Origin of the sequence: Streptomyces sp. NBC_00557, assembly GCF_036345995.1 — a bacterium.
Classification (GTDB): domain Bacteria; phylum Actinomycetota; class Actinomycetes; order Streptomycetales; family Streptomycetaceae; genus Streptomyces.
Genome location: NZ_CP107796.1, coordinates 4,130,462 through 4,157,160 on the forward strand (window position 1 = coordinate 4,130,462; position 26,699 = coordinate 4,157,160).

Sequence of the window (26,699 nt, forward strand, 5' to 3'; positions counted from 1 at the left end):
CACCCTATGCCGGTGCGTTCAGCGACTCCACCACCCGTACCAGCGGGGCCAGTTCGGGGTTCCGGGAGGCCTCGTCCAAGGCCTCGCGCAGGGCGGCGTCATTGGTGGGCCGCGCCTCCTCGAGGAGCCGCAGCCCCGCCTCGGTGACATTGGTGTAGATGCCGCGCCGGTCGGTGGGGCACAGATAGCGCTCCAGCAGGCCGCGGTCCTCCAGTCGGGTCACCAGGCGGGTGGTGGCGCTCTGACTGAGGACGACCGCGTCGGCGACCTGCTTCATCTGGAGATGCCCGCCCTCGCCGTCGTGCTGGCGGCTCAGTACATCCAGCAGTGAGTACTCGCGCACGCTCAGGTCGTGCTTCGCCTGCAGGGCGCGCTCGATGTGCGCCTCGATCCTCCCGTGCAGCGCAGACAGGGCGCACCAGCCCTGTGCGAGGGCGGTGAGCGCGGGATCCGTCGCCGTCATTGGTGTTCTCCTCCGTCCCGGAGCGGCTGCATCAAGGGTAGAGCAGTGCCGCAATTGCCCGCGCTTGCATATATCCCGCGTCTGCAACTATTGTGAACGCACGAAAAGCGCACATGCAATCGTCTGGGAAGGTGTACCCCTCCATGCCTCTCGCGCTCCTGGCCCTCGCGATCGGGGCCTTCGGAATTGGAACGACCGAGTTCGTGATCATGGGCTTGCTGCCTCAGGTCGCGGGCGACTTCGGGGTCTCCATCCCCACGGCGGGCCTGCTGGTGACGGGCTACGCGCTCGGTGTGGTCGTCGGCGCCCCGCTGATGACCGTGCTCGGCACCAAGGTCTCCCGCAAGCGCATGCTGATGCTGCTGATGGGACTGTTCATCGCCGGCAACCTGCTCTCCGCGGTGGCCCCCGTTTTCGCGATCATGCTGATCGGACGCGTGATCGCCTCCCTCGCGCACGGAGCCTTCTTCGGTATCGGGTCGGTCGTCGCGGCCGAACTGGTGGCACCGCACAAGAAGGCCGGCGCCATCGCCATGATGTTCACCGGCCTGACCGTCGCCAATGTCGTCGGCGTCCCGCTGGGCACGCTCATCGGCCAGCACGTCGGCTGGCGCGTCACCTTCGGGATCGTGGCTGCCCTCGGGGTCGTCGGCCTCACCGGCATCGCCAAGCTGGTGCCCGAGATGCCGAGGCCCGAGGGAGTGCACCTGCGGCACGAGCTGGCCGCCTTCAAGAACGCCCAGGTCCTGCTCGCCATGGCGATGACCGTCCTCGGCTTCGGCGGCGTCTTTGCGGCCATCACCTACATCGCGCCGATGATGACCCACATCGCGGGCTTCGCCGACGGCTCGGTGACCTGGCTCCTGGTCCTGTTCGGCCTCGGCATGGTCGGCGGCAACCTCGTCGGCGGCCGGTTCGCCGACCGCGCCCTGATGCCGATGCTGTACGTATCCCTGGGCGCTCTGGCCCTTGTCCTGGCGCTCTTCACACTCACCGCCCACAGCAAGATCGCGGCGGCCGTCACCATCGCCCTGATCGGCGCCCTGGGCTTCGCGACCGTACCGCCGCTGCAGAAGCGCGTGCTCGACCAGGCGCACGGCGCCCCGACGCTCGCGTCGGCCGTGAACATCGGCGCCTTCAACCTCGGCAATGCCCTGTCCGCCTGGCTCGGCGGCATCGTGATCGCGGCCGGCTTCGGCTACACGGCGCCCAACTGGGTGGGTGCCGCCCTCGCGGCGGCCGCCCTGGTCCTCGCCTTTCTGTCGGCGGCACTCGAACGCCGCGACGGCGCCCGCAGCACCGTGATCGCCTCCGCCACACCCACCGGGCAGCAGACGCCGGTCCACCACTGAGCCGTCGCAGCATCGAGCGCCTGACCGGGCACCTCTCACAGACCTCCGTGCCGGGGATCATCCCCGGTACGGCGAACACCCCCCTCTCATGAACACCCGAGGAGCAAACCTCCATGAGCACCACCGTCGTCGCCCCGCTGTCCATCGAGGACGCCGAACTGCTCGTCGCCACAGCCCGCCGCGCGGCGGAGGACGCCGGGGTCGCCGTCAGCGTCACCGTCCTGGACGCCGGCGGCCATCTGCTGGCCTTCCGCCGGGACGACCGGGCCGTGCTGATCTCCGGCGAGACCAGCACCCGTAAGGCGTACACGGCCCTCCAGCTGAACGCTCCCACCGCCGACCTGGTCGAGGCGGTGCAGCCGGGCGGGCTGTTCCACACGCTGCCCACGGCCCTCGACCGGCCGCTGCTGTTCATCGCCGGCGGGGTGCCCGTCCACCGGGACGGCCGGCTGATCGGCGCGGTCGGCGTCGGCGGCGGTGCTCCGGAGCAGGACCACGGCTTCGCCGTCACGGCCGTCCAGGCGCTCGCCTGAGCCACGAGCCCACGGACACGACGCCGGCCCCGCCGCACCAAGCGGCGGGGCCGGCGTTCGTCGTGCGGGGACTCAGCCCGCGGCCACGGTGAGGGGTGCGAAGCGGCGGGTCCAGTCCCCCGGGAGTTGTGTGATCCCGTATGTCATGACGGCGTTGAAGGCCACGGAGGCGAGTCCTCGCGCCTTCGCCCAGGCCAGCAGCTCCTCATGGCGCACGTCGATGTCGGTGCGCAGGGGGCGGTCCGTGCCCGCCGCCAGCGAGCCGATCAGTGCCTTCGCCGTTTCCGTGTCCTGGGCGACCAGCGGGCCGATGACATGGGTGTCCATGTTGGGCCATGCCGCCGTGTAGCCGGTGATGCGGCCGTCCTCCTCGGCCACCCGCAACTGGTCGGCGAAGGCAGGAAGCCGGGTGATCAGGGGAGTGCGGTCCGCGCCGAAGACCTCCTCGTCGAGACGCAGGATCGCGGGGAGATCCTCCGCGGTGGCGGCGCGGGTGGATACGCCGGACTCCGGGCCGCCCGGAGTGAAATGGCCCACCAGCATCTCCGCCCGGCCCGTCACCTTGAAACCCAGCTCCTCGTACAGAGGCCGGCCGTTCGATGTCGCGTGCAGGGTGAGGGGAGTGGTCCCCATGGTGGCCACGACATGGCGCATCAAGCGGCGGCCGACACCCTGACGAGCATGGCGTTCGGCTACCAGAACCATGCCGACGGCACCGAGATCCGGGCGCTCCGGTGGACCGTACTCCGTGACCACGCATGCGGCCACGAGACCGCCCGAAGGATCGTCGATCCCGTATCCCTTCCCGGCAGTGAGGAGGAAACCCCACTTGTGTTCCTCGCGCTGCCACCCCCGGTTCTCGGACAAGTCGGCGCATGCGGTGAGATCGCGAAGCGTCAGTCGGCGGATGGGCAGAGCAGCGAGGGAAGGAGTCGACACGCAGGTCAGGCTGTCTGACCGGCGCCGCGACGTCCAGCGGTTTCCCTGCAGACACACCGTCTTTTGGTCATGCCGTGGTCCTCTGCACAGCTCGTGGACAGCAGTACGTGTTTCACGTGAAACTTCGGCTGCCGTCGGCCTGGCGAGGGACGGGTGTGCGCGACCTCCGCCGGCAGGGTCGACTCCGGTTCACGTCCGGGACGGTGGTGCACAGGTCCCGCGCGGGCCGCTAGCAGGGCAGGCAGCCAGCGGGACGCAGAGCGTGCGAGCGGCGTTTCCGGGTATGCGACCGGCTCATACGCCGCACCTTGGCCGAGATCAGCCCGATCGCCGACCAGGTCACCTCGTACTTCTACGCGCTGCTCTTCGTCCGCCATCCCGAACTGCGGGCGCTGTTCCCGCCCGCGATGGATCTGCAGCGGGAGCGCCTGCTGAAGGCGCTTCTCACCACGGCAGAGCACCTGGACAACACCCCGGTTCTCGTCGACTACCTGCAGAACCTGGGCCGCGGACACCGCAAGTACGGGACGCAGGCCGAGCACTACCCGGTTCTTGGTGAATGCCTGATCGACGCGCTGAGCACGTATGCAGCCACCGTCTGGAGCCCGGCGACGGAAGCGGCCTGGGTGCGGGCGTACCGGACGATGTCCCAGGTCATGATCGACGCAGCGGCGGCGGAGGAACTGCGGTCCCCGGCGTGGTGGCATGCGGAGATCGTCGCGCACGACCTCAGGACTCCCGATGTCGCCGTGCTCACCGTGCGCCCGGACCAGCCCTACCCCTTCCTCGCCGGGCAGTACACGAGCGTGGAGACACCCTGGTGGCCGCGCGTGTGACGGCACTACTCCTTCGCTTCGCCGCCCCGCTCGGACGGCCTGCTGACGTTCCACGTGAAGGCCGTACCGGCCGGGTGGGTGTCCAACGCGCTGGTGCACCGCGCCCGCCCCGGAGACGTCATACGCCTCGGACCGCCGACCGGTTCCATGACGGTCGACCACACAACCGACCTGGGTGGCGGCACCGGCATCGCGCCTGTCAAGGCCCTGGTCGAGGACGTCGCCCAGCGCGGGGTGCGCAGGCCTGTCGAGGTGTTCTACGGCGCACGCACTCAGCACGACCTCTACGACATCGACACCATGCTTCGGCTCCAGCAGAGCCACCCCTGGCTGTCGGTCCACACGGTCGTCGACGAGCAGGCCCGCATCCAGCTCCCTGACGCACTGCGGGCCTGTGGGCCTTGGAAGGAGCACGATGCCTATCTCTCGGGCCCGCCCGGAATGATCCGCAGCGGCATCCACGCGCTCCGGGACATCGGCATTCCGCCGAGCCGCATACGGCACGACGCCGTGGAGGAACTGCTCGGGACCTGAATGCGCTAACCGAGGTCGGGGGCGTGCATGGCACGTACTCCCTCGATGTTGCCGTCCAGGTAGTGGCGCAGCGACAGCGGGACCAGATGGACGGAGGCGATGCCGACGCGGGTGAAGGGTACGCGGACGATCTCGTACTCACCGGCGGGCTCGTCCACCTCGGGGCCGTGCCGCCGGGCCGGGTCCATGGACTCCAGCCGGCAGACGAAGAAGTGCTGCACTTTCACACCGGTGGCACCGCCGTCCTCACCGATGTGCTCGACGGTGTCCACGAAGCACGGAACCACATCGGTGATCTTGGCGCCGAGTTCTTCGGACACCTCCCGGTGCAGGGCGTCCACAACGGTTGAGTCCTCGGGTTCGACTCCGCCACCGGGAGTGACCCAGTAGGGATCGACGCCCGGCTTGGTGCGCTTGATCAAGATCAGGTCGTCACCGTCGAGGAGAATGGCACGGGCGGTGCGCTTGACCACGGGTCGGACGGTCATGGGAGAAATGTGGCCCGGCTGGTTCCACGTGAAACATCGCACTGGGTCACCAGGGGTTGCCGCATGTGCAGGCCGTCTCGTCAGGTCTCAGCACCAGCCCGCGGCAGCCTGCTGAAGCCATTCGTGGGCCCGCGCTATATGAGGCATGGCAAGGGTGCCGGTGCGTACCACCAGGAAGTACGTGCGCAGCGGCGGCACTGGCGGATCGTGCAGCGTCGTCACCGTGCCGTCATCGAGGGCCGCGGCGCACAGATAGCGGGGCAGCACCGCGATCCCGGCGCCCGCGATCGTGCAGGCGAGCACCGCGCGTAGATCCGGAACGATGATCGTGCCCGAGGTCGCCGGACGGGAATCGAAGACGGAGGCCCAGTAGCGCGAGACGAAGGGCAGCGACTCATGGACCTCGACGACCGGTAGATCCTCCAGCGCGGGCGCTCCCTTCAGACGCAGCGCCTCCGCCCCGATCCGGTCCACCCAGCGCGGTGCGGCGACCAGCACGTGTTCCTCGTCGCAGAGCGGAGTCGCGGTGAGCAGAGCGCCGCGCGGACGCGCCGTGCTGATGGCCAGATCGTGATGTCCGGCGGCCAGTCCCTCCAGCGTCTCCTCCGCCGTGCCGAAGGAGGCGCGCAGAGCGAAGGGCTGGCCGTCGTCTCCGGTCAGCTCCGTCAGAGCGGGCAGGGCACGTTCGGCAGTGAACTCGGGCGGGCCGGCGAGGTGCAGGGTCCTGAGCGAGGACTCGTCGTCCAGACCGCTCTCGGCTATCTCCACCAGGGCGTCGAGATGGGGCGCGGCCTTGTGTGCGAGTTCGTCGCCGATGGTCGTCGGCGTGACCCCGCGCGCCTGACGCAGGAAGAGGGGCTTGCCCAGCTGCCGCTCCAGTGTGCGGATCTGCGAGGTGACGGCCGGCTGGGAGAGGCCGAGCAGGGCGGCGGCGCGGGTGAAGGAGCCGGCCCGGTGCACAGTGACGAAGGTGCGCAGCAAGGCCAGGTCCATGGCGTGCCCCTCCCCTATCCCTGCCCTCCTCCGGCCCAGGCAGGCCTCAACTATAAATATGTCGATAGGTCTCTGTCGCTAGCGTGATTGGACACTGACTGAGAGTCAACTAGCCTTGGTCGCACGGTTCTTCGCGCGCAGGAGCCGAAGACGGTCCGAGCCACGAGGGGGGAGGCTCGGACCGTCGTGCGCGTCGTCGGCCGGACGGCCATGTGCTCACTCGGCGGACTCGTCCAAGGCCCGCAACAGGTCGGCGATCAGGTCCTCGGGGTCCTCGGCGCCGACGGACATGCGGATGAAGCCTTCTGGGACCGCGTCCCCACCCCAGCGTCGGCGCCGCTCGGCCGTGGACCGCACCCCGCCGAAGCTCGTCGCGTCCTCCACCAGACGCAGCGCCTGCAGAAAACGCTCGGCACGCGCGCGTGTGGGCAGCGTGAAGGAGACCACGCAGCCGTAGCGGCGCATCTGCTGTGAGGCGATCTTGTGCGAGGGGTCGTCGGACAGCCCGGGATAGCGCAGGCCGGACACCTCCGGCCGCTGCTTGAGGGCCTCGGCCACCGCGAGGGCGGTGGCGTTCTGCCGGTCGACGCGCAACTGGAGCGTGGCGATGGAGCGGTGCGCCAGCCAGGCCTCCATGGGCCCCGCGATCGCCCCGACGATCTTCCGCCAGCGCCGTACGGCGGCCATCGCCTCGGCATCGCGGCCGGCGACATAGCCCAGCAGCACGTCACCGTGGCCGGTGAGCTGCTTGGTGCCGCTGGCCACGGAGAAGTCGGCGCCCAGCTCCAGCGGGCGCTGCCCGAGCGGGGTGGCGAGCGTGTTGTCGACGGCCACCAGGGCGCCCTGCGCATGGGCCGCCGCCGCCAGCCGCCGGATGTCGCACACGTCGAGCCCCGGGTTCGACGGGGACTCGATCCACAGCAGCCGGGCGCCGTCGAGGACGTCGAGCTGGGCATCGCCCGCGGTGGGGGCGGTGCGCACCTCGACGCCGTACGCCTCCAGCTGGGCGCGGACCAGCGGCAGCACCTGATAGCCGTCGGAGGGCAGCACGACCGCGTCCCCGGCACGCAGCTGGGAGAACAGCACGGAGGAGATCGCGGCCATGCCCGAGGCGAAGACCAGCGTCTCGACGTCGTCCCGCCCGGGCGCCTCCAGCTCGCCGATCGCCCGTTCCAGCAGCGTCCAGGTCGGGTTCTCGTCCCGGCCGTACAGGTACGGTCCCGTCGCCTCGCCGGGCAGGTGGAAGTGCGCCGCGAACACCGGTCCGGGCAGGGTCGGCTCGTGCTTGACCGGTTCGGGCAGTCCGGCGCGCACCGCGCGCGTGCCGTCGCCGGTACGACTCCCGGCCCGGGTGGCGTCGCTCATGCCGCTCTTCCTTCCAGCTGCTCGCGTACGGCGGCGAGCAGACCGGTGCTCGCCGCTTCCACCATCTCAAGACACTCCTCGAAGCCGTCCCGGTGGCCGTAGTACGGATCCGGCACCTCCAGGTCGTCACCGGCGGCGGGGTCGTAGGAGCGCAGCAGCCGGACCTTGCGCGCGTCCTCCTCGGTGGGCGCGAGTCGGCGCAGGGCCTTGAGATGACCGGTGTCGAGGGCGACCACGAGGTCGAGCCGGGAGAACCACGACGGCTGGAACTGCCGCGCGATGTGCTCGCAGGTGTAGCCGTGCTCCTGGAGGATCGACACGGTCCGCGGGTCGGCCGGCTCGCCCTCGTGCCAGCCGCCGGTTCCGGCGCTGTCGACCACCACCCGGTCCTCGAGTCCGGCCTCGGCCACGCGCGCGCGGAAGACGATCTCGGCCATCGGGGAGCGGCAGATGTTGCCGGTGCACACGAAACAGACACGGTAGGCCATGGCTGCCTCAGTCCTCGTCGGGCAGGACGACGTGCAGCGCCCAGGAGACCACGGAGACGATCAGGCCGCCGAGGACGGCCGTCCAGAAGCCCTGCACGTGGAAACTCAGGTCGAGCTTGCCGCACACCCAGGACGTCAGCAGCAGCATCAGCGCGTTGACGACCAGGGTGATCAGGCCCAGGGTCAGGACGAACAACGGGAAGGTGAGCACCTTCACGATCGGCTTGACCAGCCAGTTCACCAGCCCGAAGACCAGCGCGACGACGATCAGTGTGCCCGCCTTCCTGGCGGTGCTGTCACCCGTGAGAGTGATCTTGTCCAGCAGCCACACGGCGACCGCCAGGGCGCCCGCGTTGGCGATCGTCTTGACTACGAAATTCTTCATGTGTCTGATCGTGGCAGACCTGATCGGAACCGAGCAGTGAGACGAGGTCGGCAGCGGCGATGAAGGCATTCCGGCTGGACGAACTGGAGGCGGAGCGCGCCGCCAACGAGGGTGCCTACCTTCAGTTCCTGCGCGAGCGGAACATGTCCGTCGGCCTGTACGCCCTGAACGCGGGCGAGCGCGACCCGCAGAAGCCGCACAACCAGGACGAGGTGTACTTCGTCGTCAGCGGCCGGGCGTCGATCACGGTGGGACCGGAGACGACCGAGGTCGCGCGCGGCAGCGTGGTGTACGTGCCGGCCGGCGTCGCCCACAGGTTCCACCACATCAGCGAGGACCTGAGGGTTCTCGTCGTCTTCTCTCCGCCCGAGGCGTGAGCCTGGACCCCGGGATTCCCTAGGGGACGGATCAGGGGAGGACAAGGGGCGCGAGGCCACCGCGGGACCCCTGCCGGCCCTAGCATCGAGTGCAGAACATCGAAGCCGTACAGGGAAACAGGACGTGCGGCACGCGGACATACGAGAAGGCAAAGGACGAGGGCGATGCGAGAGATCTTCGCGGGACTGCCGTGGTGGGTGAAGTGGGTCGCGGTGCCGGTCATCGCCCTGGTCGTGTTCGGCAGCCTGATAATGACAGTGCTCGGCATCGTGATCGGCCTGTTGTTCAAGGCGCTGGTGTTCGTCGCCCTGGTCGCCGGACTCATCTACGTCGTACGGAAGTTCATGTCGAACTCCTCGTCACGCAGCGACTGGTGACGGCACCGGGCACCGGTGGCCTGGCCACGGCACCACCGGTCCCGGCAAGCTGAACACCGGTTTCCCTCGGGCGAGGGAAGTTTCCCGCGGAGGCCGTCCGGGTGCGGCGGCGGACGATTAGAGTCCGGAACCCCGCGGGGTCCGGCCCTGCGGGCGGCGCAGATCCCCTCCGTGCTCCTTCCCCGCACGGGCTGCCCCCTCGCGCTCCCGGGAGTGATCCTTGGCCACGGTCGACACCGCACTGGCGGAACCGCACGCACCCTCCACTCCGTCGCGCCCCTGCGCACCCCCCGCCCAGCGGTCGCCGTCCGTCGCGGTCCCCGAACAGCCGCACCCCCCGGACGTCTCAGGGCCGCCGCACCCCGACGCCGACTCCGGCCCTCCGCCCACCGCGACGCTCATCGGATCCGTCCAGCGCGCCATGCGCCTGCTGGAGACCGTCGCCGCGCACACGTACGGTGCCCCTGCCAAACAACTCGCCCGCGAGACCGGCCTCGCCCTCCCGACGACGTACCACCTTCTGCGCACGCTGGTGCACGAGGGCTATCTGCGCCGCGAGAAGGGGCTCTTCTTCCTCGGTGAGGCGGCCGAACGGCTGGGCAGCAGCGGGGCACAGCAGAAACGTCGCAGCGCGGTGGCGGACACGCTTGCGCACTGGCGAGATTCGATCGGTGTGCCCGTGTACTACGCGATGTACCGGGACGGCGAGATCGACGTCATGTGCGTCTCCGACTCCCCCGAGGCGCCGGCGGTCGAGGAATGGGCCGACTTCCGTGAGACCGGCCATGCGCACGCCATCGGGAAGTGCCTGCTCTCCCAGCTGGACGAGGACGCCCGCCGCGATCACCTCTCCCGTTATCCCGTGACGTCCATCACGCCGTACACCGTGCGCGACAACGACGCCCTGTTGCGGCTGCTGGCCCGGACGCCCCGCATGGAGCCGGTGGTGGAGCGCCAGGAGTACGCGCTCGGGACGATCTGCGCGGCGGTCCCCATCACGGTCGGTGCGACCGTGGCCACGATGGCGATGTCGCTTCCCTCCCACCAGGCCGACCGGCTGTTGCCCGCGGCTCGTCGGCTGCAGACGGAGATCGGGCGGCATCTGGGGACGCTCACGCTCTCTATCAGTATCTGAAAACTTACTCCTTGTGATCTGCTGTGCACGTTCAGCAAGATTTGACCACGGTCGGAGGAATCAAACCCGGCCAGTCGATGTCCATACGACGGGGTAGACGATGCGCGATTCCGTACAGGCAGAAGTCATGATGAGCTTTCTCGTGTCGGAGGAGCTCTCCTTCCGCATTCCGGTGGAGTTGCGCTACGAGACCTGTGATCCCTACGCCGTGCGGCTCACCTTCCATCTGCCCGGCGATGCCCCGGTGACCTGGGCCTTCGGGCGCGAGCTGCTGATCGACGGCGTCGGCAGGCCCTGTGGGGAAGGGGATGTGCACATCGCTCCGGCCGACGCCGAGGTGCTGGGCGAAGTGCTGATCCGGCTTCAGGTGGGGGGCGACCAGGCCCTGTTCCGCTCCTCGGCGCCGCCGCTCGTGGCCTTCCTGGACCGCACCGACAAGCTCGTGCCGCTCGGTCAGGAGGGTGCGCTGGCCGACTTCGACGCCCATCTGGAAGAGGCCCTGGACCGCATCCTGGCCGAGGAGCAAAGCGCCGGCTGAAGCGTTACGGCGGCGGAGGCCGGAGTGCCACGCCATGCCGCATGGGACAGTGCAGGAACGCTTCTGCGCGGCTGTGGCGCGGCCTTGGCCGACAAGGAGGCACCCAACGCGGAGTCACCTCCTCACCGCTTCCGGCGTCGTCCCCGCCCTCCCCGCGCGGGAACGGGCGACACCCCGGCCGGTGCCGGGGTGTCCGGGCCGGGACGGTCGGCCGCGACCACCAGGGCGGCCAGCGCGGTGGTGACCGGGACCGACGCGACCAGGCCGATGGAGCCCACCAGCGTGCGCACGATCTCCTCGGCCACCAGCTCGCTGTCGGCCACCGTTCCGACGCTGCTCTGCGCGATCGAGAACAGCAGCAGCAACGGCAGCGCGGCACCGGCGTAGGCGAGGACGAGGGTGTTGACCACGGACGCGATGTGGTCGCGGCCGATGCGGATGCCCGCCCGGTACAGCCCGCGCCAGCCCATCGAGGGGTTGGCCTCGTGCAGTTCCCATACGGCCGACGTCTGGGTCACGGTGACGTCGTCCAGCACACCGAGCGAACCGATGATGACGCCGGCCAGCAGCAGACCGCTCATGTCGATCGACGGATACAGACCGTGGATCAGGCCGGTGTTGTCGTCCGTGTTGCCGGTCAGCGCGGCCCAGCCGATGAACAGGGAGCCGAGCACGCCGATCAGCGACAGGGAGACCAGCGTGCCGAGCACCGCGACGGACGTCCGGGCCGACAGGCCGTGGCACATGTACAGGGCGATCAGCATGATGGCGCTCGCCCCGACCACCGCCACGAGCAGCGGGTTCGAGCCCTGGAGGATCGCGGGCAGGATGAACAGGGTCAGCACCAGGAAGCTCACGGCCAGCGCGACGAGCGCCATCACCCCGCGCAGCCTGCCGACGACCACGACGGCGAGGGCGAAGATCGCGGCGAGCAGAGTCATGGGGAACTGCCGGTTCACATCCGCCACCGAGTACTGCAGGTCTCTCGGTGCCGAGGGCTCGTAGGCGACCACCACCTTCTCGCCCTGATGCAGCTGGCGGGTCTGGTCCGGCTGGACGATCTCGGTGAACGTACGGCCCTTGTCCTTGCCGGTGTCGACCCGGACGGTCGCCTTCTTGCAGATGCCCTTCGCCTGTTGCTGCGCCGAGGTGCCCTCGGCCGTGGAGGTGTCTCCCGTCGGGGTGTCCCCGGAGGCGTTGACCGATCGGCAGCTCACCTCGACGACCCTGGTGACCGTGGCCTGTTGTGTCTCGCGGTCGAAGCCGACGCCGGTGCGCTTGTGCGGTGGGGCACCCCCGGGCCAGAGCACCAGCACGCCGACCGCGACCGCCGCTGTGAACGGGATCAGGATCGCGGCGATGACCTTGCGCAGGTGCTGGGAGACGGGGGCGGCGGGCCCATGGCTGTGACTGTGCCCGTGCCCGTGAGCGTGCCCCTGTTCCTGGCCATGCCCGCTTCCGTGCTCGACACGGTGCGCGTGACCCTGGCGATGGCCGGGCACCTGGTCAGCGCTGGAGTTCCCGGTGCCGGCGGTACGGCCGTCGTACTCATGGCCGCCGTACCCATGGCCGTCGGGTACGTGGCCGTCGGGCATGTGGTCCTCGTGCCGTCCTGGACCGCCTGGGCGCGGTGGCTCGGGCGGTCGGTACGGGTACTGCTCCATGCTGGTCACCGCCCGATCATTGCAAGAACGGCAGGGGGCCCACTGTTCATCGCGCCACAGATGACGCTAGCGTGGAGGCACCTTTGCACACGCGGGAGCTCGGAGCACCGGGCTGAGAGGGCGCTGACCTCCGTACACGCGATGTTTCACGTGGAACATGCCATGTTCCTCAGGAAACACCGGCAGACGGAAACCGCTGCGTCGACCGCCGAACCTGTTACCGGGTAATGCCGGCGTAGGGAGTAGGTCTCATGACCAACAAGGACGCACGCACGCCTGCCTCCGTTCAGGACGAGACGTCCCAGGAGGCCCGGAAGTCCATCGGCTGGCACAAGGCGTATGTCGAGGGTTCGCGCCCCGACCTGCGCGTGCCGGTCCGTCAGGTGCACCTCACCAACGGGCAGTCGGTCACGCTGTACGACACGTCGGGCCCGTACACCGATCCACTCGTCGACACCGATGTGCGCAGGGGCCTGCCGCCGCTGCGCGAGAACTGGATCATCGCCCGCGGCGACACCGAGGAGTACGCGGGCCGTCCCGTCCGTCCCGAGGACGACGGGATCAAGCACACCGCGCCGCGCGGTGGGCTCCGCAACCTGGACGCCGTCTTCCCCGGACGGCCGCGCCAGCCGCGCCGGGGCCGGGGCGGTGAGGCGGTGACGCAGCTCGCGTACGCCCGCCGGGGTGAGATCACACCGGAGATGGAGTTCGTGGCCATCCGGGAAAACGTCTCTCCCGAGGTGGTCCGCGAGGAGATCGCGGCAGGCCGGGCCGTACTGCCCGCCAACGTCAACCACCCCGAGATCGAGCCGATGATCATCGGCAAGCGGTTCCTGGTGAAGGTCAACGCCAACATCGGCAACTCCGCGGTGACCTCCTCCATCGAGGAGGAGGTGGAGAAGATGACCTGGGCGACCCGGTGGGGCGCCGACACGGTCATGGACCTGTCCACCGGCCGCAACATCCACACCACCCGCGAGTGGGTGCTGCGCAACTCCCCCGTCCCCATCGGCACGGTGCCCCTCTACCAGGCCCTGGAGAAGGTCGACGGCAAGGCCGAGGAGCTGACCTGGGAGATCTACAAGGACACGGTCATCGAGCAGGCCGAGCAGGGTGTGGACTACATGACGGTCCACGCGGGCGTCCGGCTGCCGTTCGTGCCGCTGACCGCCAACCGCAAGACGGGCATCGTCTCGCGTGGTGGCTCGATCATGGCCGCCTGGTGCCTGGCGCACCACAAGGAATCGTTCCTGTACGAGAACTTCGAGGAACTCTGCGAGATCCTCGCCGCCTACGACGTCACGTACTCGCTGGGTGACGGCCTCAGGCCGGGTTCGATCGCGGACGCCAACGACGAGGCTCAGTTCGCGGAATTGCGAACTCTTGGGGAACTCAACCGGATCGCCAGGCGTTTCAACGTACAGACCATGATCGAGGGCCCGGGACACGTCCCGATGCACAAGATCAAGGAGAACATCGACCTTCAGCAGGAGATCTGCGATGAAGCTCCGTTCTATACGCTCGGCCCGCTGACCACGGACATCGCGCCGGCGTACGACCACATCACCTCCGGCATCGGCGCCGCGATGATCGCCTGGTGGGGCACGGCGATGCTCTGCTACGTCACGCCCAAGGAGCACTTGGGCCTGCCCAACCGTGACGACGTCAAGACCGGCGTCATCACGTACAAGATCGCCGCACACGCGGCTGATCTCGCCAAGGGGCACCCGGGCGCCCAGGAGTGGGACGACGCACTGTCCGACGCCCGCTTCGAGTTCCGGTGGGAGGACCAGTTCAATCTCGCCCTGGACCCGGACACGGCCCGTGAGTTCCACGACGAGACCCTGCCGGCCGAGCCCGCCAAGACGGCCCACTTCTGCTCCATGTGCGGCCCGAAGTTCTGCAGCATGAAGATCTCGCAGGACATCCGCCGCGAGCACGGCACCAGCCGGACCGAGATCGAGGAGGGCATGGCGCAGAAGTCGAAGGAGTTCGCGGCGAGCGGCAACAGGGTGTATCTGCCGATCGCCGACTGAGCGGGACGAAAGCGAACGCGCCGGGCCTGGACGTCCGTTGAGGCGGGCGGTGCGCTCGAGGATCTGCGGGGACGGCGGCTGACCGGGGTGGTGGCGCCACACCGGTTGGCCGCTCGGCTCGCCGCCCGACCGGGTCCATGCCGTTCAGGTTCCAGGGCGTTCAGGGGGCGTGCCGGGGCCGTCCGGGTGTTGCTGCGGGTTCACTCGGGCTGGTGCTCCGGCCCGCCGAAGTCCGGGCTCGTGTAGTCGGGGCTGGTGAAGCTGGGCCGGCCGGACGCGGTGCCGTCGTCGGGACTGCTGAAGCCGGGGCGGTCGTATCCCAGGCGGGGCATGCGCCCGCGGGGTGCGGGCGGGGCCGTGTGGTGCGTGACCGGTCCGGGCTCGGCGAGCGCCTCCGTCAGGAACGGCACGATGCCGCGCTCCAGCAGGGCCCGACGCCAGGCCTCTCTGGCGCTGTCCAGCTCGCGGTGCGCCGCCTCGAGCGCCCGGGCCTGGTCCGAGCTGCCGTTGCGCAGGGCGGTCAGGAGCAGTCCGACCGCGGCCACGAGGATCGCGGCCGCGGTCACCGCGCCGAACACCCAGCCGGCGGTGAGCATGGTCCCGGCGAAGGCCTGGCCCGGGCTCAGTGTCTTCAGGATGTAGCCGACGAGAAGGAAGATCGCTGCAGCGGTACCGGAGAGGACGGGAGTCAGTACGGCGATGACCGCGACGGCGCCCGCGCCGGTGCTCTCGGCCGTCTCGCCGAGGGGGGTGACGACCCCGGCCGTGGCCGGACTTCCGTCGGTGGCAGGGGAATCACCGGCGGCCGCGGGGGCCATCGCGGGCTGGCGAAGTTCCTGGCGGATCTTCACATAGTGCTCGTATTCGGCCGCCGCGGCGGCCGTTATCAGGGCGGTGGCGTTGAGCGCCATGGTGCGCAGTTGCTCGGCATTGAGCCGCTGTCCGACAGCGGCCAGTTCCGGCCGCTGCGGGGCGGAGCGCAGCGCCTCATCGAGGAGCCGCTCGAATTCCTGGCGGTCCTCGTTCTGCAGGTGCTGCGGAACGCTGTTCATGTGCATCCCCCGATGCTCCGTAGGGCTTGGGGCTCGCACGCCGGCGAGCCGTCGGGCAGAAACGGAGGGGAGCCTGCTACGGATAAGCCGATGGTAGAGCCGTGACGGCACACGGAGACAGGGGGTTGCCGGAAATTGCCCCACCGGCCCGTGGACGCGCGGCCGGGGCGGCCGCTCGGCCGAACGGTCAGGTGGCCAGCGGAAGTTGCCGCACCAGAAGCTTTCCGGCCATGGTCACGCCGCCGTCCATCGCGATGGCGAGCCCGTCGGCGTAGACGTGCGGTTCCTCCACGACCGGGCCGCTGCCCTCCTCGCCGTCCTCGGAGCCGACCTCGCCGAGCAGGTAGGGAATGGGGCTGTGGCCGTGAACGATGCGGGTGCCGCCGTACGTATCGAGGAGGGAGCGCACGGCGTCGGCGCCGCCTTCGTCGCGGAAGGAGAACCGCTTGGTGAACTTGCGGAACAGATCCCAGCACTCGTCCGCGTCGTTGCGGGTGAGGGTCTCGCGGACGGTGTCGTTGACGGCCTCGATGGAGTCGCCGTAGTCGAGGTAGGCGGTGGTGTCCGAGTGCACCAGCAGATAGCCGTCGACCTCCTCGAGGGCGTCGAGGCGGGCCATCCACTGCAGGTGGTGGTCCTGCAGGCGGTCCATGTCGGTCTTCTGGCCGCCGTTGAGCAGCCAGGCCGCCTGGAAGGTGGCGGTGCCCGCACCGGAGTTGACGGGCGTGTCGCCGAACCGCTTCGCGCCGAGCAGCAGCAGCTCGTGGTTGCCCATGAGGGCCTTGCAGTAGCCGCCGGCCGCCGCGGCCTCGGCGGACAGCCGCATCACGAGGTCGATGACGCCGATCCCGTCGGGGCCGCGGTCGGTGAAGTCGCCGAGGAACCACAGCCGGGTGGTGCCGGCGCACCACTGGCCGGAGGCGTCGATCAGCCCCTGCTCCTGCAGTGCGGCCACCAGTTCGTCGAGGTAGCCGTGGACGTCTCCGACGACGTACAGGGGGCCGGGGCCGGTCGCGGGCTGCGGGGCCGGGGCGGCAGGGGCCGTCTCGGCGGTGGTGACCGGGCGGGGCTCCGCCCGGTTGATGACGGGCAGGTCGCGCTGGGTGGGCGTGTAGCCGTCGGGGTACGCCTCGTCGGTGGGCGGTGCGGTGTCGCCCGGGTGGGCGGTGTGGACGTACGGACCGGTCTCGTGGACGTACGCAGGTACCCGGAAGTCGCGCAGCGTCGTCGTCCGCTCCACTTCGGGTCCCTGACCGGCCCCCTGAGTCATCAGACCCCTCCACCATCGCGCCGCATCTGCACCCCTTCGGACTGCCTGGTCGCAGCGGTCCGCGGTGTCGTGGGCCCATCATAGGAATGCGCGTCGCGCCGTGTGATGACCCAGGGGTGGTGAATCGGAACAAGACTCCAGTTCACCGCGGCTTTCGCCCCGTTTGGGCAGATGTTCGGCCGGCTCGGAGCCGGCCGGACACCCGGCCCGTGCGCCGCCGGCCCGCCGAGCCCCCTTGCTCGGCCGGCGTGGGCCCGGGGCGAGCGCCCCGCTTTCCGCGCTATCTGTCGTCCGGCGTCCGCGGCGGACTGACCGTCGTGCGCGGCGGACGGCGCTGCGAGGAGGTGCGCACGATCAGTTCCGTCGGTATCACCTGCTCGACCGGCTGGTCCGACTCCACGCCCTCGATGGCGTCGATGAGGAGCTGGACCACCGCGGTGCCGATCCGGCGCGGCTTGAGGGAGAGCGTCGTGATGGGCGGCTCGGTGCTGGCGTACACCATGGACTCGCTGCAGCAGACGAGCAGCAGGTCCTCGGGGACGCGCAGGCCGTAGCGGCGGGCGGCGGCCAGCAGGTCGGTGCCGTTGGGGTCGAACAGCCCGTAGACCGCGTCGGGCCGGTCGGGGCGGGCGAGCAGCCGGTCGGCGGCGACGGCGCCCGCGCACGGGTCGTGGGCCGGGTAGGCCTCGTAGACCGGGTCCTGGCCGACCCGCTCGCACCAGTGCAGGTAGGCGGTGGTGGACAGGTGGGTGTACGTGTCCGTCGTGGTGCCGGTGAGCAGGCCGATACGGCGGGCGCCGGCGTCGGCGAGGTGGTCGAGGATGCCGAGGACGGCGGCCTCGTGGTCGTTGTCGACCCAGGCGGTGACCGGCAGGGTGCCGGCCGGGCGGCCGTCGGAGACGACGGGCAGGCCCTGCCGGACGAGCTCGGTCACCACGGGGTCGTGGTCGGAGGGGTCGATGACGACGGTGCCGTCGAGCGCGACGTTGGACCACACGTCGTGGCGGGAGGTCGCGGGCAGGATCACCAGGGCGTAGCCGCGGGCGAGCGCGGCCGAGGTGGCGGCGCGTGCCATCTCGGCGAAGTACGCGAACTCCGTGAAGGTGAAAGGTTCATCCCCGTACGTCGTCACGGTCAGGCCGATCAGACCCGACTTGCCGGTACGGAGGGTGCGGGCGGCCGCCGAGGGGCGGTATCCCAGCCGGTCGGCGACCTCACGGACGTGGCGCCGGGTGGCATCCGGGAGCCGGCCCTTGCCGTTGAGGGCGTCGGAGACGGTCGTGATGGAGACTCCGGCGGCGGCGGCCACGTCTCTGATGCCCGCCCGGCCCGGCCGGCTGCCTCGACGTGAGGTTTCCGCGCGGCTCACCTGGTGCTTCCCTGCTGCTGTCATGGCGAGCCGATAGTAGGGCTCATGCGGTGGGGTAGTGCGGACGCATATGCACGCGTTGACAGGCACGTTTCTGCAAGGTCGCGAGGCGCTAACTACCTTAGAAACAAAGCCAGTTGAACGATCCTTCGGCAAGACGTGTCGTGGTGGCGCGTATGGACCTGCCAAGTGCCCGATGTTTCGAAGAGGTCTCAACTCACCTGCACGAGGGATGCGCGCTACGGCGCGAGCCACCGGCGCGTAGATATATGTACGGCGCGCCCCCTGAAACGTACGCCTTCGTACGGCGATGCCCCGGGATGGGCCGGGACCGGGCCGGGTCGCGCATCGGAGGCCGGCGACCTGTACGCACCGGGGCCGAATCCTCATAAGGTGAGGAGTATTGGAAGCCGGCGGCGTCGACGGTCCGCCGGTGGTCGCGAGGAGGACTGCGGTGAGCGAGACGAGCCCCAAGCTGCGCGCCGAGCTGGAGGGTATCCCCACCTACAAGCCGGGCAAGCCGGCCGCGGCCGGCGGACCGGTCGCCTACAAGCTGTCCTCCAACGAGAACCCCTATCCGCCGCTGCCCGGCGTCATGGAGACCGTGACCGCGGCGGCCTGCAACTTCAACCGTTACCCGGACATGGCGTGCACCGGGCTGATGGAGGAGCTGTCGGATCGCTTCGGCGTCCCCGTCTCCCACCTGGCCACCGGCACCGGCTCGGTGGGCGTCGCCCAGCAGCTCCTCCAGGCCACCAGCGGTCCCGGCGACGAGGTGATCTACGCCTGGCGGTCCTTCGAGGCGTACCCGATCATCACGCAGATCAGCGGCGCCCGGTCGGTGCAGGTGCCGCTCACGTCCGGCGATGTGCACGACCTGGACGCCATGGGGGACGCGATCACCGACCGGACGCGTCTGATCTTCGTCTGCAACCCCAACAACCCGACCGGCACGGTGGTGCGGCGGGCCGAGCTGGAGCGTTTCCTCGACCGGGTGCCCGGCGACGTCCTGGTGGTGCTGGACGAGGCCTACCGTGAGTTCATCCGCGACCCCGAGGTGCCCGACGGCGTGGAGCTCTACCGCAACCGGCGCAACGTCTGCGTCCTGCGTACGTTCTCCAAGGCCTACGGGCTCGCCGGGCTGCGCGTCGGATTCGCGATCGCCCATGAGCCGGTCGCGGCGGCACTGCGCAAGACGGCGGTGCCGTTCGGTGTCAGCCAGCTCGCCCAGGAAGCGGCGATCGCCTCGCTGCGGGCCGAGGACGAGCTGCTCGGCCGCGTCGGTTCGCTGGTGTGCGAGCGCACGCGCGTGGTCGACGCGCTGCGCGCCCAGGGCTGGACGGTGCCCGAGACGCAGGCGAACTTCGTGTGGCTGCGGCTGGGGGAGAGCACGCTCGCGTTCGCTCAGGCCTGTGAGCAGCACGGTGTGGTGGTCCGGCCGTTCCCGGGCGAGGGTGTGCGGGTGACGGTCGGCGAGACCGAGGCGAACGACATCTTCCTGAAGGTGGCGGAGGCCTTCCGCAAGGAGCTGTAGCCCGGGGTGGGCCCTACTCGTCGATCAGTTCCACTCGGATGGGGTCGCCGTCTCGTACGGTCGCCAGCGCGCGGGCGTCCCCGTCCAGGCTTCCGAGGACGTTGCACGGGCTCGCGAGGCGGCACTCTCCCTCAAACTCCGTTCGGGGAGAGTCCCAGCCTCGCGAGATCGGCGTCGGCCCATAGGGGAGGGCGAGCGCGTCGCCGTCCGTCCAGAAGGCCACGGTGCCCGGCTCCACGACCTGCTGGGCGTCCGTTTCACGTGAAACAGAGACTCCTGTGTCGAAATAGACCTCCTCGCCCCATGTGCAGGCGCTGGAGGTGAGTGGCAGTGCCTTGGCGAGGGCTTGAGCGGTCGGGCTGTCTGCGTCGAGGGTCGCGGTGATGTTGCCCGCGGGCCAGGAGATGCGGATCTGCATGGCGCGCAATTCAACAAGATGTTGAAGTCGCTGCCAAGGTCTTGACGCGGAGGCGAAGGGGGACCCCCCGTCCCTTGCCGAAAATCAGTGCGTCATAATAGCTTGTGAATGTGAACGCGTTCACAAGCGCGTCCCGATTGCCTCGTATGTGCGTGACAAACGGGGCAAACCGCCGCTGTACCACGGCGTAGTAAGGAGAGTGACGACGTGGACCTGGCTCTGGCGCCGGAGACACTGGCGCGCTGGCAGTTCGGCATCACCACCGTCTACCACTTCCTGTTCGTTCCGCTGACCATCTCCCTGGCCGCCCTCACAGCCGGGCTCCAGACGGCCTGGGTGCGCACGGAGAAGGAGAAGTACCTCAGGGCGACGAAGTTCTGGGGCAAGCTCTTCCTGATCAACATCGCGATGGGCGTGGTCACGGGCATCGTGCAGGAGTTCCAGTTCGGCATGAACTGGTCCGCCTACTCGCGGTTCGTCGGTGACATCTTCGGTGCGCCGCTCGCCTTCGAGGCGCTGATCGCGTTCTTCTTCGAGTCGACCTTCATCGGCCTGTGGATCTTCGGCTGGGACAAGCTGCCCAAGAAGATCCACCTGGCCTGCATCTGGATGGTCTCCCTCGGCACGATCCTTTCGGCCTACTTCATCCTCGCGGCCAACTCCTGGATGCAGCACCCGGTCGGCTACAAGATCGACAAGGCGAAGAACCGGGCGGAACTGACCGACTTCTGGGCCGTACTCACCCAGAACACCGCCCTCAGCCAGGCCTTCCACACCCTGTCCGCGGCCTTCCTGACCGGCGGCGCCTTCATGGTGGGCATCGCCGCCTACCACCTGGCCCGCAAGAAGCACATCCGTGAGATGAAGACCTCGCTGCGACTGGGCCTGGTCACCCTGGTCATCGCCGGCCTGCTCACCGCGGTCAGCGGCGACACCCTCGGCAAGGTCATGTTCAAGCAGCAGCCGATGAAGATGGCGGCTGCCGAGGCGCTCTGGGACGGCCAGAAGCCGGCGCCCTTCTCAATCTTCGCCTACGGCGATGTGGAGAAGGGCCACAACACCGTCGCGGTCGAGATACCGGGCCTGCTCTCCTTCCTGGCCGACGACGACTTCACCTCGTACGTCCCCGGCATCAACGACGTCAACAAGGCCGAGCAGCAGAAGTTCGGCCCGGGGGACTACCGGCCCAACATCCCGGTCGCCTTCTGGGGCTTCCGCTGGATGATCGGCTTCGGCATGGCCTCCTTCGCCATCGGTCTGGCGGGACTGTGGCTGACCCGCAAGAGGTTCATGCTCCCGCAGCATCTGCGGGTCGGTGAGGACGAGGTGCCGCACCTGGTGCTGTTCAAGAACAAGGCGCTCGGCTCGAAGCTCACGCCCTGGTACTGGCGCATCGCGACCTGGACCCTGGCCTTCCCGCTGATCGCCAACTCCTGGGGCTGGATCTTCACCGAGACGGGCCGCCAGCCCTGGGTGGTGTACGGCGTCCTGCGCACCCGCGACGCGGTCTCCCCCGGTGTCTCCCAGGGCGAGGTCCTCACCTCGGTGATCACTTTCACGGCGCTGTACGCGATCCTCGCCGTGGTCGAGGTCAAGCTGCTCGTGAAGTACGTCAAGGCCGGCCCGCCCGAGCTGACCGAGGACGACCTCAACCCACCCACGAAGATCGGCGGCGAGACCCGTGACGCCGACAAGCCGATGGCCTTCTCGTACTAGGCCGGGGGAACAGTCATGCACCTTCACGACGTCTGGTTCGTTCTCATCGCCGTCCTGTGGACCGGCTACTTCTTCCTGGAGGGGTTCGACTTCGGGGTCGGCATCCTCACCAAGCTGCTGGCACGCAACCGCGTGGAGCGGCGGGTGCTGATCAACACGATCGGACCCGTCTGGGACGGCAACGAGGTCTGGCTGCTCACCGCGGGCGGCGCGACCTTCGCCGCGTTCCCCGAGTGGTACGCCACCCTGTTCTCCGGCTTCTACCTGCCGCTGCTGATCATCCTGGTCTGCCTGATCGTCCGGGGCGTCGCGTTCGAGTACCGGGCGAAGCGACCCGAGGAGACCTGGCAGCGCAACTGGGAGACGGCTATCTTCTGGACCTCGCTGATCCCGGCGTTCCTGTGGGGCGTGGCCTTCGGAAACATCGTGCGGGGCGTGAAGATCGACCAGCACTTCGAGTACGTCGGCAGCGTCTGGGACCTGCTCAACCCGTACGCGCTGCTCGGCGGTGTGGTGACGCTCACGCTGTTCACCTTCCACGGAGCGGTCTTCACTGCACTCAAGACCGTGGGGGACATCCGAGGGCGGGCACGGCAGCTGGCCCTGCGGGTCGGCCTCGTCACGGCTGTCGTGGCGCTCGGCTTCCTGCTGTGGACGCAGGCCGACCACGGCGACGGCAAGAGCCTGGTGGCCCTGGTCGTGGCGGTCGCCGCGCTGGTGGCCGCGCTGGTGGCCAACCAGTTCGGGCGTGAGGGATGGGCGTTCACGCTGTCCGGCGTCACCATCGTGGCCGCCGTGGCGATGCTCTTCCTGTCGCTCTTCCCGAACGTCATGCCGTCCACGCTCAACGGTGACTGGAGCCTGACGGTCACCAACGCCTCGTCGAGCCCCTACACCCTGAAGATCATGACCTGGCTGGCGGCCATCGCCACGCCTCTCGTGCTGCTCTATCAGGGCTGGACCTACTGGGTCTTCCGCAAGCGGATCGGTACGCAGCACATCGCTCCCGATGCTGCGGCCGGCGCCGCGCACTGAGTCCGCCGAGGGGTGTGTTTCACGTGAAACACACCCTCTGGACCGAAGGGCACGTTTCACGTGAAACCGATCGATCCACGTCTGCTGAAGTACGCCCGTGCCACCCGCCTCTTCCTGGTGGCGGTCGTCGGCCTGGGGGTCGTCGGTGCGGGGCTGGTGATCGCCCAGGCGATGCTCATCGCCGAGGTCGTCGTCGGAGCGTTCCAGCACGGGCAGTCCGTCGCCGAACTGCGCACGCCGCTGCTGCTGTTGGCGGCCGTGGCCGTGGGACGGTCGGTCGTCGCATGGCTCACCGAACTCGCCGCCCACCGGGCGAGCGCGGCGGTGAAGTCCGAACTGCGAGGGCGGCTCCTGGACCGTGCGGCAGCTCTCGGTCCCGAGTGGCTGGCCGGGCAGCGCACCGGTTCGCTGGTCACACTCGCGACGCGCGGAGTCGACGCTCTCGACGACTACTTCGCGCGTTACCTGCCCCAGTTGGGGCTTGCGGTGGTCGTGCCGGTGGCGGTGCTGGCGCGGATCGTCACCGAGGACTGGGTGTCGGCGGCGATCATCGTCGGCACTCTGCCTCTCATCCCGCTGTTCATGATGCTGATCGGCTGGGCCACCCAGTCCCGGATGGACCGTCAGTGGCGGTTGCTCTCCCGGCTGTCCGGGCACTTCCTGGACGTCGTCGCCGGACTGCCCACGCTGAAGGTGTTCGGCCGGGCCAAGGCCCAGGCGGAGTCCATTCGCCGGATCACCGGTGAATACCGCCAGGCCACGATGCGGACCCTGCGGATCGCCTTTCTCTCCTCCTTCGCGCTGGAGCTGCTCGCCACCCTCTCGGTCGCGCTGGTCGCCGTGACCATCGGTATGCGGCTGGTGCACGGCGACATGGATCTGTCCATCGGTCTGGTGATCCTGGTGCTGGCGCCCGAGGCGTACCTTCCGCTGCGGCAGGTCGGCGCCCAGTACCACGCGGCGGCCGAGGGGCTTGCCGCGGCGGAGGAGATCTTCACGGTGCTGCAGACACCGGCCCCGGAGCCGGGTACCGGTGCGGTGCCTTCCGGTGCGGTGGTCTTCGACGGGGTCACCGTGCGCTACTCCGGCCGTTCCGTTGATGCCGTGACGGACGTCTCGTTCGCCGTAGAACCCGGTGAGACGGTGGCCTTGGTGGGAACGAGCGGGGCGGGCAAGTCGACGCTGCTGAACGTGCTGCTGGGCTTCGTCCGGCCGGCACAGGGCCGGGTGCGGGTCGGGGGAGCCGATCTCGCGGACCTCGATATGACGGAGTGGCGGTCGCGGATCGCCTGGGTGCCGCAGCGGCCGCATCTGTACGCCGGAACCGTCGCGGAGAACGTACGGCTGGCCCGGCCCGACGCGGACGACAGCGCCGTGCGGCAGGCGCTGCGCGACGCGGGGGCGCTGGAGTTCGTGGACGCGTTGCCCGAGGGCGCCGAGACGGTGCTCGGGGAGGACGGGGCCGGGTTGTCGGCGGGTCAGCGGCAGCGGCTGGCTCTTGCGCGGGCCTTTCTCGCCGACCGGCCCGTGCTGCTGCTGGATGAGCCGACGGCGGGGCTCGACGGCGAGACCGAGGCGGAGGTCGTGGCGGCGGTCCGGCGGCTCGCGGTGGGCCGAACGGTGCTGCTGGTGGTGCACCGGCCGGCGCTGCTGGAGGTTGCGGACCGGGTGGTGCGGCTGGAGGCTGCGGACCGGGCGGTGCGGCGGGAGGGTGCGGGGCTGACGACCGACCGGGCCGACGGCGAGCGCTCCGGCGGGCTCCGTGGGATGGGTGCCCGGCCCCGCCCTGCCGAGAACCGACTGGGTGGGCTGGACGGCGAAGCCCCGGACGGCCGGCCCGGTGGGCCGGACGACGGAACGCCCGGCCGCCGGACCGCTGGGCTGGGCAGCGGCTCCTCGGGCGGCTCCTCGGGCGGCTCCTCGGTGCGGTCGCGGCGGGTGCTTGCGCGGGTGCGGAGGCTCGCAGGACCGTGGCGGGGGCGGGTGCTGCTGGCCTTGCTGCTCGGCAGTCTCGCGTTGGGCAGTGCGATCGGGCTGATGGCGACCTCGGGGTGGCTCATCTCGCGGGCCTCGCAACAGCCTCCGGTGCTGTATCTGATGGTGGCGGTCACCGCGACGCGGGCTTTCGGCATCGGGCGGGCCGTGTTCCGGTACGCCGAGCGGCTGGTGTCCCACGACGCCGTGCTGCGGATGCTGGCCGACACCCGGGTCGCTGTCTACCGGCGGCTGGAGCGGCTCGCGCCCGCCGGACTGCGGACCGCCCGGCGCGGTGATCTGCTCACCCGGCTGGTCGCGGACGTCGACGATCTCCAGGACTACTGGCTGCGCTGGCTGCTGCCCGCGTCGGTCGCCGTCACCGTCTCCGCCGCCTCCGTCGGCTTCACGGCCTGGCTGCTGCCCGAGGCCGGCGCCGCCCTCGCGGCAGGCCTGGTGGCGGCCGGCGTCGGTGTCCCGCTCGTCACCGCGACCGCGGCCCAGCGGACCGAGCGACGGCTGGCCCCTGCCCGCGGCGCTCTCGCCACCCGGGTCACCGACCTGCTCACCGGCACCGCCGAGCTGGCCGTCGCCGGCGCGCTCCCCGCCCGTGCGGAGGCGGCCCGGCGCGCCGACGGCACCCTCACCCGGATCGCCTCGCGCGCCGCCGCGGTGACCGCGCTCGGCGACGGGCTCACCGCACTGATCACCGGCCTGACCGTCACGGCCACCGCGCTGTTCGGCGCCCAGGCGGTGGCCACGGGCCGGCTGGGCGGCGTGGCGATGGCCGTCGTCGTCCTCACTCCCCTGGCCGCCTTCGAGGCCGTACTGGGGCTGCCGCTCGCCGTACGGCACCGGCAGCGGGCCCGGCGCAGCGCTGAGCGCGTCTACGAAGTGCTCGACGCCCCCGAGCCCGTGCGGGAGCCCGAGCGGCCCCGGCAGGCGCCCGCCTCGCCGTTCCCCGTGGTGGTCAAGGGGCTGGCCGCACGCTACGAGGGCCGGCAGCGGGAAGCGCTGGCCGGGTTCGACCTCACCCTGCGGGAAGGGCGGCGGGTCGCGGTCGTGGGGGCGTCCGGCTCAGGCAAGACGACTCTTGCCCAGGTGCTGCTGCGCTTCCTCGACCCGCAGCAGGGCTCGTACACGTTCGCCGGTGTGGACGCGTACGCGCTGGACGGGGACGACGTACGGCGGCTCGTCGGACTGTGCGCGCAGGACGCGCACCTCTTCGACAGCTCGGTGCGGGAGAACCTGCTGCTCGCCAGGAAGGACGCCACGGAGGCCGAGCTGCGCCGGGCGCTGGGCCGGGCACGGCTGCTGGACTGGGTGGACGGGCTGCCCGAGGGCCTGGACACGCTGGTCGGCGAGCATGGTGCACGGCTGTCGGGCGGCCAGCGGCAGCGGCTGGCGCTGGCGCGCGCCCTGCTGGCCGACTTCCCCGTCCTGGTCCTGGACGAGCCGGCCGAGCATCTCGACCTGCCGACGGCCGACGCGCTGACCGCCGACCTGCTGGCTGCCACGGAGGGCCGTACGACGCTGCTGATCACCCACCGGCTGGCGGGCCTGGAGGCGGTGGACGAGGTGATCGTGCTCGGCGCGGGCCGGGTGGTGCAGCGGGGCACGTATGCGGAGCTGCTCGCGGTGGACGGACCGCTGCGGGCGCTGGCGCGCCGCGAGGCGGAGGCGGAGTCGCTGGTGGCCGCACGCTGACGGGCACAGGGCAGGCACCGAGCGGATGCTGGGCGGGTGCCGGTCCGGGGGACGCGGCCACCGGCTCCCGACCGCTCAGCGCAGCCGCCCACGCGGCCACCCACAGAGCGGTGGCCGTGC

General features: G+C 70.0%; 23 protein-coding genes and 1 pseudogene. 12 read left to right on the plus strand and 12 right to left on the minus strand.

All coding sequences use genetic code 11. The features are described 5' to 3' along the window. Positions 1 to 4: 4 nt before the first annotated feature. Positions 5 to 463 carry a MarR family winged helix-turn-helix transcriptional regulator gene (locus tag OG956_RS17665; RefSeq protein WP_330338934.1) on the minus strand — a complete coding sequence of 153 codons (459 nt, stop codon included), beginning with the start codon at positions 461 to 463 and terminating at the stop codon, positions 5 to 7. A 143-nt stretch (positions 464 to 606) separates the two neighbouring features. Between OG956_RS17665 and OG956_RS17670 the strand changes: the two genes are divergently transcribed. Both OG956_RS17670 and OG956_RS17675 read left to right on the plus strand, forming a co-directional pair. Continuing rightward, on the plus strand, positions 607 to 1,815 hold the full coding sequence (locus OG956_RS17670) for an MFS transporter (protein WP_330338935.1): 1,209 nt from the start codon (positions 607 to 609) through the stop codon (positions 1,813 to 1,815). A gap of 113 nt (positions 1,816 to 1,928) precedes the next feature. After that, complete coding sequence (locus tag OG956_RS17675) at positions 1,929 to 2,348, plus strand: GlcG/HbpS family heme-binding protein (protein WP_330338936.1); 420 nt, start codon at positions 1,929 to 1,931, stop codon at positions 2,346 to 2,348. 72 nt (positions 2,349 to 2,420) lie between these two features. Here OG956_RS17675 and OG956_RS17680 read toward each other — a convergent pair whose 3' ends face one another. Next, entirely contained in the window at positions 2,421 to 3,287 is an 867-nt protein-coding gene (locus tag OG956_RS17680) for a GNAT family N-acetyltransferase (RefSeq protein WP_330338937.1), read from the minus strand. Between the two features lie 296 nt (positions 3,288 to 3,583). Here OG956_RS17680 and OG956_RS17685 point away from each other — a divergent pair. Further along, positions 3,584 to 4,657: pseudogene (locus OG956_RS17685) on the plus strand (globin domain-containing protein). Positions 4,658 to 4,662: 5 nt separating this feature from the next. Here the strand turns inward: OG956_RS17685 and OG956_RS17690 are convergent. The 5 genes from OG956_RS17690 to OG956_RS17710 form a co-directional block, all read right to left on the minus strand. Beyond that, complete coding sequence (locus OG956_RS17690; protein WP_330338938.1) at positions 4,663 to 5,145, minus strand: NUDIX hydrolase; 483 nt, start codon at positions 5,143 to 5,145, stop codon at positions 4,663 to 4,665. 87 nt (positions 5,146 to 5,232) lie between these two features. Beyond that, positions 5,233 to 6,138, minus strand: a complete 906-nt coding sequence (locus tag OG956_RS17695) for a LysR family transcriptional regulator (RefSeq protein ID WP_330338939.1) — start codon at positions 6,136 to 6,138, stop codon at positions 5,233 to 5,235. 216 nt (positions 6,139 to 6,354) lie between these two features. Then, the gene (locus OG956_RS17700; RefSeq protein WP_330338940.1) at positions 6,355 to 7,503 is read right to left on the minus strand and encodes a cystathionine gamma-lyase; all 1,149 of its coding nucleotides are present in this window, start codon (positions 7,501 to 7,503) and stop codon (positions 6,355 to 6,357) included. Next, on the minus strand, positions 7,500 to 7,991 hold the full coding sequence (locus OG956_RS17705) for a low molecular weight protein-tyrosine-phosphatase (protein ID WP_330338941.1): 492 nt from the start codon (positions 7,989 to 7,991) through the stop codon (positions 7,500 to 7,502). The genes OG956_RS17700 and OG956_RS17705 overlap by 4 nt, the downstream gene beginning before the upstream one ends. 7 nt (positions 7,992 to 7,998) lie before the next feature. Beyond that, positions 7,999 to 8,376, minus strand: coding sequence for a phage holin family protein (locus OG956_RS17710; protein ID WP_330338942.1), 378 nt, complete (start codon positions 8,374 to 8,376; stop codon positions 7,999 to 8,001). 59 nt (positions 8,377 to 8,435) lie between these two features. On the opposite strand from OG956_RS17710, the gene OG956_RS17715 reads away from it, so the two are divergent. The 4 genes from OG956_RS17715 to OG956_RS17730 all read left to right on the plus strand — a co-directional run bounded on the left by OG956_RS17715 (position 8,436) and on the right by OG956_RS17730 (position 10,804). After that, positions 8,436 to 8,753 carry a cupin domain-containing protein gene (locus OG956_RS17715; RefSeq protein WP_330338943.1) on the plus strand — a complete coding sequence of 106 codons (318 nt, stop codon included), beginning with the start codon at positions 8,436 to 8,438 and terminating at the stop codon, positions 8,751 to 8,753. Between the two features lie 165 nt (positions 8,754 to 8,918). Beyond that, complete coding sequence (locus OG956_RS17720; protein ID WP_330338944.1) at positions 8,919 to 9,131, plus strand: DUF5326 family protein; 213 nt, start codon at positions 8,919 to 8,921, stop codon at positions 9,129 to 9,131. A 220-nt stretch (positions 9,132 to 9,351) separates the two neighbouring features. After that, positions 9,352 to 10,266, plus strand: coding sequence for an IclR family transcriptional regulator (locus OG956_RS17725; protein ID WP_443065573.1), 915 nt, complete (start codon positions 9,352 to 9,354; stop codon positions 10,264 to 10,266). Positions 10,267 to 10,366: 100 nt separating this feature from the next. Beyond that, on the plus strand, positions 10,367 to 10,804 hold the full coding sequence (locus OG956_RS17730) for an SsgA family sporulation/cell division regulator (RefSeq protein ID WP_330338945.1): 438 nt from the start codon (positions 10,367 to 10,369) through the stop codon (positions 10,802 to 10,804). A gap of 122 nt (positions 10,805 to 10,926) precedes the next feature. On the opposite strand, the gene OG956_RS17735 is transcribed toward OG956_RS17730, so the two are convergent. Further along, positions 10,927 to 12,468: a YibE/F family protein gene (locus tag OG956_RS17735; protein ID WP_443065682.1), complete on the minus strand. Its 1,542-nt coding sequence runs from the start codon at positions 12,466 to 12,468 to the stop codon at positions 10,927 to 10,929. A gap of 251 nt (positions 12,469 to 12,719) precedes the next feature. On the opposite strand from OG956_RS17735, the gene thiC reads away from it, so the two are divergent. Then, a complete protein-coding gene (thiC, locus tag OG956_RS17740) occupies positions 12,720 to 14,504 on the plus strand; it encodes a phosphomethylpyrimidine synthase ThiC (protein ID WP_330338947.1) in 1,785 nt (594 codons plus the stop codon). 200 nt (positions 14,505 to 14,704) lie between these two features. Here the strand turns inward: thiC and OG956_RS17745 are convergent, their stop codons facing one another. From OG956_RS17745 to OG956_RS17755, 3 genes are all read right to left on the minus strand, one after another. Then, positions 14,705 to 15,562, minus strand: a complete 858-nt coding sequence (locus OG956_RS17745) for a hypothetical protein (RefSeq protein ID WP_330338948.1) — start codon at positions 15,560 to 15,562, stop codon at positions 14,705 to 14,707. Positions 15,563 to 15,743: 181 nt separating this feature from the next. Next, positions 15,744 to 16,826, minus strand: coding sequence for a metallophosphoesterase (locus tag OG956_RS17750; RefSeq protein ID WP_330338949.1), 1,083 nt, complete (start codon positions 16,824 to 16,826; stop codon positions 15,744 to 15,746). A 280-nt stretch (positions 16,827 to 17,106) separates the two neighbouring features. Continuing rightward, on the minus strand, positions 17,107 to 18,219 hold the full coding sequence (locus tag OG956_RS17755) for a LacI family DNA-binding transcriptional regulator (protein ID WP_330338950.1): 1,113 nt from the start codon (positions 18,217 to 18,219) through the stop codon (positions 17,107 to 17,109). Between the two features lie 430 nt (positions 18,220 to 18,649). Here OG956_RS17755 and hisC point away from each other — a divergent pair, with 430 nt between their 5' ends. Next, on the plus strand, positions 18,650 to 19,729 hold the full coding sequence (hisC, locus tag OG956_RS17760) for a histidinol-phosphate transaminase (protein WP_330338951.1): 1,080 nt from the start codon (positions 18,650 to 18,652) through the stop codon (positions 19,727 to 19,729). 13 nt (positions 19,730 to 19,742) lie between these two features. Here the strand turns inward: hisC and OG956_RS17765 are convergent, their stop codons facing one another. Then, entirely contained in the window at positions 19,743 to 20,147 is a 405-nt protein-coding gene (locus OG956_RS17765; RefSeq protein WP_330338952.1) for a cyclophilin-like fold protein, read from the minus strand. Positions 20,148 to 20,354: 207 nt separating this feature from the next. Between OG956_RS17765 and OG956_RS17770 the strand changes: the two genes are divergently transcribed. From OG956_RS17770 to cydD, 3 genes are read left to right on the plus strand one after another with little or no spacing between them, the layout of a single operon-like run. After that, on the plus strand, positions 20,355 to 21,863 hold the full coding sequence (locus OG956_RS17770; RefSeq protein ID WP_330338953.1) for a cytochrome ubiquinol oxidase subunit I: 1,509 nt from the start codon (positions 20,355 to 20,357) through the stop codon (positions 21,861 to 21,863). A 15-nt stretch (positions 21,864 to 21,878) separates the two neighbouring features. Beyond that, a complete protein-coding gene (gene cydB / locus OG956_RS17775) occupies positions 21,879 to 22,898 on the plus strand; it encodes a cytochrome d ubiquinol oxidase subunit II (protein ID WP_330338954.1) in 1,020 nt (339 codons plus the stop codon). 60 nt (positions 22,899 to 22,958) lie between these two features. Further along, the gene (gene cydD, locus OG956_RS17780) at positions 22,959 to 26,579 is read left to right on the plus strand and encodes a thiol reductant ABC exporter subunit CydD (RefSeq protein WP_330338955.1); all 3,621 of its coding nucleotides are present in this window, start codon (positions 22,959 to 22,961) and stop codon (positions 26,577 to 26,579) included. The last annotated feature ends 120 nt before the right edge of the window (positions 26,580 to 26,699 follow it).

What these genes read in the sequence shown, in the direction of transcription:
- OG956_RS17665 (WP_330338934.1), bottom strand. Translation starts at nt 463, where the DNA reads ATGACGGCGACGGATCCCGCGCTCACCGCCCTCGCACAGGGCTGGTGC.
- OG956_RS17670 (WP_330338935.1), top strand. Translation starts at nt 607, where the DNA reads ATGCCTCTCGCGCTCCTGGCCCTCGCGATCGGGGCCTTCGGAATTGGA.
- OG956_RS17675 (WP_330338936.1), top strand. Translation starts at nt 1,929, where the DNA reads ATGAGCACCACCGTCGTCGCCCCGCTGTCCATCGAGGACGCCGAACTG.
- OG956_RS17690 (WP_330338938.1), bottom strand. Translation starts at nt 5,145, where the DNA reads ATGACCGTCCGACCCGTGGTCAAGCGCACCGCCCGTGCCATTCTCCTC.
- OG956_RS17695 (WP_330338939.1), bottom strand. Translation starts at nt 6,138, where the DNA reads ATGGACCTGGCCTTGCTGCGCACCTTCGTCACTGTGCACCGGGCCGGC.
- OG956_RS17700 (WP_330338940.1), bottom strand. Translation starts at nt 7,503, where the DNA reads ATGAGCGACGCCACCCGGGCCGGGAGTCGTACCGGCGACGGCACGCGC.
- OG956_RS17705 (WP_330338941.1), bottom strand. Translation starts at nt 7,991, where the DNA reads ATGGCCTACCGTGTCTGTTTCGTGTGCACCGGCAACATCTGCCGCTCC.
- OG956_RS17710 (WP_330338942.1), bottom strand. Translation starts at nt 8,376, where the DNA reads ATGAAGAATTTCGTAGTCAAGACGATCGCCAACGCGGGCGCCCTGGCG.
- OG956_RS17715 (WP_330338943.1), top strand. Translation starts at nt 8,436, where the DNA reads ATGAAGGCATTCCGGCTGGACGAACTGGAGGCGGAGCGCGCCGCCAAC.
- OG956_RS17720 (WP_330338944.1), top strand. Translation starts at nt 8,919, where the DNA reads ATGCGAGAGATCTTCGCGGGACTGCCGTGGTGGGTGAAGTGGGTCGCG.
- OG956_RS17730 (WP_330338945.1), top strand. Translation starts at nt 10,367, where the DNA reads ATGCGCGATTCCGTACAGGCAGAAGTCATGATGAGCTTTCTCGTGTCG.
- OG956_RS17735 (WP_443065682.1), bottom strand. Translation starts at nt 12,468, where the DNA reads ATGGAGCAGTACCCGTACCGACCGCCCGAGCCACCGCGCCCAGGCGGT.
- thiC (WP_330338947.1), top strand. Translation starts at nt 12,720, where the DNA reads ATGACCAACAAGGACGCACGCACGCCTGCCTCCGTTCAGGACGAGACG.
- OG956_RS17745 (WP_330338948.1), bottom strand. Translation starts at nt 15,562, where the DNA reads ATGCACATGAACAGCGTTCCGCAGCACCTGCAGAACGAGGACCGCCAG.
- OG956_RS17750 (WP_330338949.1), bottom strand. Translation starts at nt 16,826, where the DNA reads ATGACTCAGGGGGCCGGTCAGGGACCCGAAGTGGAGCGGACGACGACG.
- OG956_RS17755 (WP_330338950.1), bottom strand. Translation starts at nt 18,219, where the DNA reads ATGACAGCAGCAGGGAAGCACCAGGTGAGCCGCGCGGAAACCTCACGT.
- OG956_RS17765 (WP_330338952.1), bottom strand. Translation starts at nt 20,147, where the DNA reads ATGCAGATCCGCATCTCCTGGCCCGCGGGCAACATCACCGCGACCCTC.
- cydB (WP_330338954.1), top strand. Translation starts at nt 21,879, where the DNA reads ATGCACCTTCACGACGTCTGGTTCGTTCTCATCGCCGTCCTGTGGACC.